Source organism: Streptomyces sp. NPDC039424, assembly GCF_055639495.1.
The window spans coordinates 166,978-173,682 of the sequence record NZ_JBVKAI010000019.1 but is presented as its reverse complement, the minus strand read 5'-3'; the positions used below and the strand labels follow the sequence as shown (position 1 = coordinate 173,682).

Sequence of the window (6,705 nt, the reverse complement as noted above, 5' to 3'; positions counted from 1 at the left end):
GGTACTGCAGGGGGGACCCTGTGGGAGAGTAGGACGCCGCCGAACAATTTTTGAGAGAACCCCCGTATCGAAAGATACGGGGGTTTTCTGCGTTTAGGGTCTAGCTATGCGCTATGACCTGATCATCTTTGACAACGACGGTGTCCTCGTCGACAGTGAGCCGATTTCCAACCGGTTGCTCGCCGCCTATCTGACCGAACTCGGGCACCCGACCTCGTACGAGGACTCGATCCGTGACTACATGGGCTCCGCGATGCACCGCATCCACGAGCTGGTCCTGGAGCGCACGGGGCAGCGGCTGCCGGACGAGTTCGACGACGTCTTCCACGGTCGGGTGTTCGCCGCGTTCGAGCGGGAGTTGAAGCCGGTGGCGGGCGCGGGTGAAGTACTGGAGAAGCTGGCCGCTGACGGGGTGCCGTACTGCGTGGCATCGTCCGGGAGCCATGAGCGGATCCGGGTGGGGCACCGGACGACCGGTCTCGACCGGTGGTTCGAGGAGTCGCGGATCTTCAGTTCGCAGGATGTGGGGAAGGGCAAGCCGGCTCCGGACCTGTTCCTGTACGCGGCCGAGCGGATGGGGGTCGCGCCGGAGCGGTGTGCGGTTGTCGAGGACAGCCCGCTGGGCGTCCAGGCGGCCGTGGCGGCCGGGATGGACGTGTACGGGTTCACCGCGATGACGCCGGCCGCCAAGCTGATGGGCGCGACCCAACTCTTCTCCGACATGGGACAGTTGGCCGGCCTGCTGGGCTGACATTTGTCATGCGGAGCTCCGGACGATCGTTTCTACCGCGGCACCGGCCCCCTCCGCGAAGCTGAGGGCATGACGACGAAGACGAGCAAGAAGAACCCCTTCGCCCCGCTGATCGTGGACGTGGCGGTGCCTCTCGGTTCGTACTACCTGTTCAAGGAGGCCTTCGGGATGAGCACCTTCGCGGCGCTCGCCTGGAGCAGTGTGGGGCCGGCCGTGCGGACCGTGTGGAGCGCGGTCAAGGAGCGGACGACCAACGGGCTGGCCCTGCTCATCCTCGTCGTGAACGTCGTCGGGCTGCTGCTCAGCTTCGTCTCCGGTGACCCGCGGCTGATGCTCGCCAAGGACAGCGCGGTCAGCAGCACGGTCGCGATCGGGATCCTGGTCTCCGTGGCGCTGGGCCGCCCGATGATGACCGCCGGTATGAAGCCCTTCCTGGTGAAGGGGGACGCCGCCAAGGAAGCCGCCTGGCAGCGGCTGACGTCGGGCGCCGCGGTCCACTCCGCCGTCTTCCGGCGCAAGGAGCGGCTCTTCTCCCTGATCTGGGGTGTGGCGCTGTTCGGTGAGTGCGCCGCGCGGGTCGTGGGCGCCTACACGATCCCCGTCGACACCATGGTCTGGCTCGGTGGGGTCATCATGGCCGGCGTCCTGCTGGTCGCCTTCGTCCTCAGCGGTGCCTTCGCCGCCGGTCCGATGGAGCACCTGCTCGCCGACGAGGTGAAGGCCGCCGAGGCCGTGCGGCCGGAGGTCGCCGTCGCCGCGTAAGCGGTGGGAGGCCAGGTGAAGTTGAGGAAAATTCATCTTTGGCTGGATCTACCCACAGGTAGCCCGGGGCCCTACGCTCGCCGCCATGACAGATGTGCTGCGGCGCGGTAGGGCCTCGCTGGCGTTCAGCTTCTTCGCGCAGGGCGCCACCTTCGCGCTGCTGGTGACGCGTATTCCGGCCATCCAGGACCGGTACGGCGTCTCCGACGGCCTGCTGCCCGTCTTCCTGGCCGCCGTGCCGATCCTCGCCGGGGTCGGCAGCGTGACGACCGAGCAACTGGTGAAACGGATCCGGCCCAGCCGGCTGCTGCGCTGGTCCCAGCCCCTGGTGCTGCTGGCCCTGCTGGGCGTCGGGGCGGGCGGCCGGATGGCCGAGCTGGGTCTCGTGCTCGCCGCGTTCGGGCTGGCGGTGGGGGCGCTGGACGCCTCGATGAACATGCTCGGGGTGAGCCTGCAGCGGACCTACGGGCGCAGCATCATGCTCAGCTTCCACGCGGCGTACAGCCTGGGCGGGATCGTCGGGGCCTCGCTGGCCTGGGCGGGGGCGCACTGGCACCTGGCGCTGTGGGTGTCGTACCTGCCGGTGGTGGCGGTGCTGCTGCCGGCGGTCCTGGTGGGCAGCCGGTGGTACGTCGACGGCGACGCGGCGCCCGTGGACGGCCGGGACGGGCAGAAGGACGGCGGGGGTGTCGTCTTCAAGCTGCTGCTGCCGCTCTGCCTGGTGATGACCTTCGCGTACATCGGGGACTCGACCGTCTCCAACTGGAGCGCGAAGTACTTGCAGGACACGCTGGGGAGCTCGGAGCAGCTGGCGACCGTTCCGTACAACGTGTACATGGTGACCACGCTGCTGGGCCGGACCATCGGGGACTTCGGGGTACGGCGGCTCGGGGCCGCGGTGGTCGTGCGGCTGGGGGCGCTGGTGGCGGCGCTCGGGTTCGCGGTGGTGGCCGTGGCGCCGGGGGCGTGGGTCGGGATGCTCGGGTTCACTCTGCTGGGGCTGGGTCTGTGCGTGTTGGTGCCGCAGACCTTCGCGGCGGCGGGGCGTCACGCTTTTGAAAATCACGGCCCGGGGGCGTCGGACGCGGCGATCGCCCGGCTGAACATCTTCAACTACGTCGGCTTCCTGGTCGGTTCGCCCTTGGTGGGGGCGCTGGGGGACGCCTGGAGCTACCGCGGGGCCATGCTCGTACCGATGGTGTTGGTGCTGGTGACGTTGGTGTATGCCAGGTCGTTCGAGGCTCAACCGGACCGATACGGTGGCGAGCATGAGCGGCCGCGCACAGCTGATGTGGGACGAGGCAGTAACGGGCTATGACTTCGGCCCGGACCATCCGATGGATCCGGTCCGGCTGGAGCTGACCCGGCGACTGGTGGGTGCCTTCGGGCTCGACCGGGAGGTGGAGGTCGTCGCGGCGAAACCCGCCGGTGAGTCGACGCTGCGGCTGGTCCACCGGGAGGACTACATCGCCGCGGTGCGGGCCGCGTCGGCGGATCCGAGGTCGGCGGACGGGTCGTACGGGCTCGGCACGATGGACGACCCCGCCTTCGCCGGGATGCACGAGGTGTCCGCGCTCATCGCCGGGCAGTCCGTGGGAGCGGCGGAGGCCGTGTGGCGCGGGGACGCGGCGCACGCGGTGAACTTCTCGGGCGGGCTGCACCACGCGATGCCCGGGGGCGCGTCGGGGTTCTGCATCTACAACGACGCGGCGCTCGCGATCGCGCGGTTGCTGGAGCTGGGCGCGGAGCGGGTCGCGTACATCGACGTCGACGTGCATCACGGGGACGGTGTGCAGGCGGCGTTCTGGAACGATCCGCGGGTGCTGACGATCTCGCTGCACGAGCATCCCCGTACCTTGTTCCCGCAGACCGGATGGCCGGAGGAGACCGGCGCGGAGGGGGCGGCGGAGGGGTCGGCCGTGAATGTCGCCCTGCCCGCCGGTACCGGGGACGCGGGGTGGCTGCGGGCGTTTCACGCGGTGGTGCCGGAGCTGCTCGCCGACTTCCGGCCCCAGGTGCTGGTGACGCAGCACGGGGCGGACACGCACTTCGAGGATCCGCTGGCCCATCTCGCGGTGTCGCTGGACGCGCAGCGGGCCGTGCAGGTGGCGTGTCATGAGCTGGCGCACGAGTACGCCGGGGGGAAGTGGGTCGCGCTCGGTGGGGGCGGCTACGCGGTGGTCGAGGTGGTGCCGCGGTCGTGGACGCATCTGGTGGGTGTCGCGGCGGGGCGGGAGATCGCGCCCGAGGCGGTGATCCCCGATGGGTGGCGGCAGGAAGTCTTCGCCCGTACGCGGCAGTTGGCGCCGGCGCGGATGACCGACGGGCGGTGGCCCGTGGCGTGGGCCTCGTGGGACGAGGGTTACGACCCGGCGGACCGCCTGGATCAGGCCGTACTGGCCACGCGGCGGGCGGTGTTCCCGCTGCGCGGGCTGCTGGCGTAGGCCCGAACGGCCTCGCCCCGGAGGGAACCGTTACGCCGACCGTGCGGTCTTCCCCCGTTTCCGGCACCCCCGTACCTCCCGTCCGTCACCATCGCTCCCGTGTTGAGCACGGGAGCACTGCGCGCGCATCTGCTGGCTGCCCGGCTTGCCGGGGTCGTGGCGACGTCGAGGGAGGTGAGTCTGCGCACGTATCGGCTCTTCGCCGCTCGTGACCCCCGGGTGCTGATCGGCATCGATCCCGAGTGGTCTTGGGGAGAACGGGATCTGATCGCGTTGATGGCGGACAAGTGTGGGGTTTCGGCCGATCCGGCGCACACTTCAGGGCATGATGTGATCGACCCGGAGCGGACGCTGGCCGCGCTGGACGCCTTCGCGGAGCGGGTGGCCGCGGTCGCCAGACGTGGGGCGCCGGTGCTGCTGGGCACCGGGCACCCCCATCGGCTGCTCGGTTTCTACGCCGCTCTGGCGGACGCCCTGTCGACGGCGGGATGTGAGGTCCTCACACCGGCGCAGGGTCGCTGTGTCGACATAACGACCCGGTTCGGCCTACGTACGTACAACCTTGATTACGTACGAGGCGTCGCGCTGGTACGAGACCCGGCGGCCGCACGCCCCGGTGGTGAGCCCGGCGCGCACACGCACTCCCCGCTCCCGGTTCGGACCGCGCTGGCGGCGGCGGCCGAGGCCGGCGGGCGGCTTCCGGAGCTGGTGATCGGGGACCACGGCTGGGTCTGCGGAGCAGGTCAGCTGGGTTTTGAGGCCATCGGGCTGGGCGACACGGACGATCCGGCGCTGTTCGTGGGGGAGGCCGAGGGGTCGGTGTCGGTCGCCGTTCCACTTGATGACGCCGTGCGGTCCCCTTACTACCGTCCGCTTACCCGCTACGTACTCAATCGAGCGTGTCTGTCACAGTAGGCCGCCGATGGGTGCACCTCTTCCCCACTCGCATCACAGGCCCCTACATTGGGGAGTGAGCACGCAACGACGAAGAGTCACCGGAAGGGGAAGCCGGTGGCCGTCGAGTGCGGAAGGTTCAGGTGTGTCATGGCTGCAGCTGGCGAGAGGCCTCTGAACGAGGTTCAGTTCCTTACCGTGGCGGAAGTCGCCTCGGTGATGCGAGTGTCGAAGATGACCGTGTACCGGCTGGTGCACAGCGGTCATCTGCCCGCTATCCGGGTGGGGCGGTCCTTCCGCGTCCCCGAGCAAGCGGTACACGAGTACCTCCGCGAGAGTTATGTGGGGGTGGAAACCGCCTGACGGCTTCCGCCGGAGCGTCCCTCCGGTCTCCTCGATTACAAGCTCGACGCTCGTGCGGGGTAGGCTAGCCCCTCGTAGGTCGTATGGGCCCATGGCGCCCAGCACCGAGTGATGAGAAGTGAGCGAGGGTAGTCGTGGGCTCTGTTATCAAGAAGCGGCGCAAGCGGATGGCCAAGAAGAAGCACCGCAAGCTGCTCAAGCGCACGCGCGTTCAGCGTCGCAACAAGAAGTAAGCGACGCCGAGAGCGTGTCTCGTGGCCCCCCACCCGACGGGTGGGGGGCCACAGTCATATTCCGACGGGGGAATTTCCGTCACCTCGCGCGTCGGGCGGTCATCACAGTGCAACATCGACCCGCTAAGTTGGCCGCAGACGGGGAACGCGGCTGGTGCGAGGTCTGGAAGGAAGGCGCTGATCTTGGGACAGGTCGTGCTCGTGACCGGAGTGGCCCGTCAGCTGGGGGGCCGTTTCGTACGACGTATCCAGCGCGATCCGGAAGTGGACCGGGTCGTCGCCGTGGACGCGGTGCAGCCCGAGCACCACCTGGGCGGAGCCGACTTCATCCAGGCCGACATCCGGCACCCCACCATCGCGCGCGTGCTCGCCGAGACCGGCGCCGACACGGTCGTCCACATGGACGTGACCGGCACCGCGCTGGGCAGCGGCAGCCGGACCACGGTCAAGGAGACCAACGTCATCGGCACCATGCAGCTGCTCGGTGCCTGCCAGAAGTCCCCGAACGTGAAACGGCTGGTGGTGAAGTCCAGCACCAACGTGTACGGGTCCGCGCCCCGCGACCCGGCGGTGTTCACCGAGACCACGCCGCCCAAGTCCCTGCCCAGCGGCGGCTTCGCCAAGGACGCGGTCGAGGTCGAGGGGTACGTACGGGGCTTCGCGCGGCGGCGGCCGGACGTGGCCGTCTGCGTGCTCAGGTTCGCCAACATCCTGGGGCCGACCGCGGACACGCCCCTCGCCTCGTACTTCGCGCTGCCCGTGCTGCCGACCGTGTTCGGCTACGACCCCCGGCTGCAGTTCGTGCACGAGGACGATGTGATCGAGGTCCTCAGGATCGCCTCGCACGAGCCGCGCCGGGGCACGCTCAACAGCGGCACCTTCAACATCGCCGGCGACGGCGTCCTGCTGCTCTCGCAGTGCTCCAGGAGGCTGGGCCGCCCCACGGTGCCGCTGCTGCTGCCCGCGGTCACCTGGGCCGGGTCTTTGGTGCGTACGCTGGGTATGACGGACTTCTCGCCCGAGCAGATCCGGTTGCTCACCCACGGACGGGTGGTGGCCACGGACCAGATGCGCGAGACGCTCGGATTCCAGCCGAAGTACACGACCGCGGAGACGTTCGCGGACTTCGCCCGCAGCCACGGCCCCGGGCTGCTGCCGCCGGAGGCCCTCGCGGGGGCCGTCGACCGGATCGCCGTGCTGTCCCTGAGGGGCACCGGCCACCTCCCGACGCAGAGCGCCAACTGAGGAGCGCATCAAC

The 6,705-nt window shown here is 69.5% G+C and carries 8 protein-coding genes; all 8 read left to right on the top strand.

Annotated features, from left to right (window positions below; translation table 11 throughout):
* Positions 1–106: 106 nt before the first annotated feature.
* The 8 genes from ACZ7L0_RS34930 to ACZ7L0_RS34895 all read left to right on the top strand — a co-directional run bounded on the left by ACZ7L0_RS34930 (position 107) and on the right by ACZ7L0_RS34895 (position 6,692).
* Positions 107–751: an HAD family hydrolase gene (locus ACZ7L0_RS34930; RefSeq protein ID WP_471246562.1), complete on the top strand. Its 645-nt coding sequence runs from the start codon at positions 107–109 to the stop codon at positions 749–751.
* 69 nt (positions 752–820) lie between these two features.
* Entirely contained in the window at positions 821–1,513 is a 693-nt protein-coding gene (locus ACZ7L0_RS34925) for a VC0807 family protein (protein ID WP_471246561.1), read from the top strand.
* An 85-nt stretch (positions 1,514–1,598) separates the two neighbouring features.
* Positions 1,599–2,831 (top strand): MFS transporter, encoded by a 1,233-nt coding sequence (locus tag ACZ7L0_RS34920; protein WP_471246560.1) that lies wholly within the window; start codon positions 1,599–1,601, stop codon positions 2,829–2,831.
* A complete protein-coding gene (locus tag ACZ7L0_RS34915; protein ID WP_471246559.1) occupies positions 2,782–3,957 on the top strand; it encodes an acetoin utilization protein AcuC in 1,176 nt (391 codons plus the stop codon). The genes ACZ7L0_RS34920 and ACZ7L0_RS34915 overlap by 50 nt, the downstream gene beginning before the upstream one ends.
* Positions 3,958–4,056: 99 nt before the next feature.
* Positions 4,057–4,872 carry a phosphatase gene (locus ACZ7L0_RS34910; protein WP_471246558.1) on the top strand — a complete coding sequence of 272 codons (816 nt, stop codon included), beginning with the start codon at positions 4,057–4,059 and terminating at the stop codon, positions 4,870–4,872.
* Between the two features lie 129 nt (positions 4,873–5,001).
* Positions 5,002–5,214 carry a helix-turn-helix domain-containing protein gene (locus ACZ7L0_RS34905; RefSeq protein ID WP_004984898.1) on the top strand — a complete coding sequence of 71 codons (213 nt, stop codon included), beginning with the start codon at positions 5,002–5,004 and terminating at the stop codon, positions 5,212–5,214.
* Between the two features lie 134 nt (positions 5,215–5,348).
* The gene (locus ACZ7L0_RS34900; protein ID WP_003948845.1) at positions 5,349–5,447 is read left to right on the top strand and encodes a 30S ribosomal protein bS22; all 99 of its coding nucleotides are present in this window, start codon (positions 5,349–5,351) and stop codon (positions 5,445–5,447) included.
* Positions 5,448–5,630: 183 nt separating this feature from the next.
* On the top strand, positions 5,631–6,692 hold the full coding sequence (locus tag ACZ7L0_RS34895; protein WP_471246557.1) for an NAD-dependent epimerase/dehydratase family protein: 1,062 nt from the start codon (positions 5,631–5,633) through the stop codon (positions 6,690–6,692).
* The last annotated feature ends 13 nt before the right edge of the window (positions 6,693–6,705 follow it).